This is a genomic window from Promicromonospora sp. NPDC060204 (assembly GCF_042728455.1).
Taxonomy (GTDB): Bacteria; Actinomycetota; Actinomycetes; order Actinomycetales; family Cellulomonadaceae; genus Promicromonospora.
The window spans coordinates 1-1,095 of record NZ_JBHWZO010000481.1; the positions used below are offsets into that span (position 1 = coordinate 1).

The window sequence follows — 1,095 nt, forward strand, 5'->3', positions numbered from 1 at the left end:
GCATCGACCGCAGGTCCAGCACCTCCACCGACTTGCCCTCCTCGGCGGCGGCGTCGGCCGCCGCCAGGCAGACCTTCACCATCCGGAACCCCCCAGCCCCGCATGTCCGGTGGACCGCCTCCCCTGCGTGCAGTGCGACCATAGCACCTTAGGTAAGGCTAACCATAGTCGTGGCCAAGAGTGAGCTTCTCGGCCACTGGTTCAATCGGGGCGTGTCTCGCTTGTCGGATATAGCATCTGCCCCATGCTGATTGCCGAAGACTTCCTGCTGCTCGCCGTCGACGACGAGACGGGCAAGACCGCCAACGTCGACAACCTGGGTGTTCGCCTCGCCGGTGCGCTCCTCGCCGACCTCTCCGACGCGCGCAAGACCCTGCTGCGGGGTGCGCCCGAGGCCGGCGCCACCAAGGAGGAGCGCGAGAAGGCCGGTGACGCCACGATCATCGTCACCGACAACAGCCCCGCGGGCCACATCGCCCTGGACGCCGCGCTGCAGGCCGTGCTCGCCACGCCCGACGCCCCCGCGCGCAAGGTCGTCGAGGCGATCTCGAAGGACGCCGAGGAGAACCTCCTGGCCGCGCTCGTCGAGCGGGGCATCCTGGAGAAGGAGGAGACCAAGCTCTTCCGCATGCTCCCCGTCACCCGCTGGCCGGCCCCCGACTCGAGCCACGAGACCGCGCTGCGCGCGAACCTCACCAAGGTCCTCGTCGAGGGCGCTGAGCCCGACGAGCGCACCGCGACCCTGATCTCCCTGCTGCACGGCTCGGGCCTGATCTCCGGCCTCGTCGGCAAGGAGCAGCGCAAGGTCGCCCAGGACCGCGCCGAGGAGATCGCCGGCAGCGAGTGGGGCGTCGCCACGGTCGCCACGCAGGTCGCCATCGCGGCCTCGGTCGCCGCCGTCGCCACGGTCGGTGCCGCCGTCGCGGCCGCCGTCATCATCGCGAACACCAAGGAGGCCGCGGAGGCCGAGGCCGCCGCGATCCCGGCCGCCGAGGGCACCCCGGTCGCCTGACGACCCCGCCGTACACCAGAGGGCCGCGTGCCAAACGCCTGCGGCGACCGGCTAGCGTACCCGCGGGGGCCCGGGGGTGGCTG

General features: G+C 71.8%; 1 protein-coding gene. It reads left to right on the forward strand.

Annotation, left to right across the window (positions count from 1 at the left end; all coding sequences use genetic code 11):
* Window positions 1–244: 244 nt before the first annotated feature.
* The gene (locus ACFWEJ_RS28815; protein WP_377232575.1) at window positions 245–1,012 is read left to right on the forward strand and encodes a GPP34 family phosphoprotein; all 768 of its coding nucleotides are present in this window, start codon (window positions 245–247) and stop codon (window positions 1,010–1,012) included.
* Window positions 1,013–1,095 lie beyond the last annotated feature (83 nt).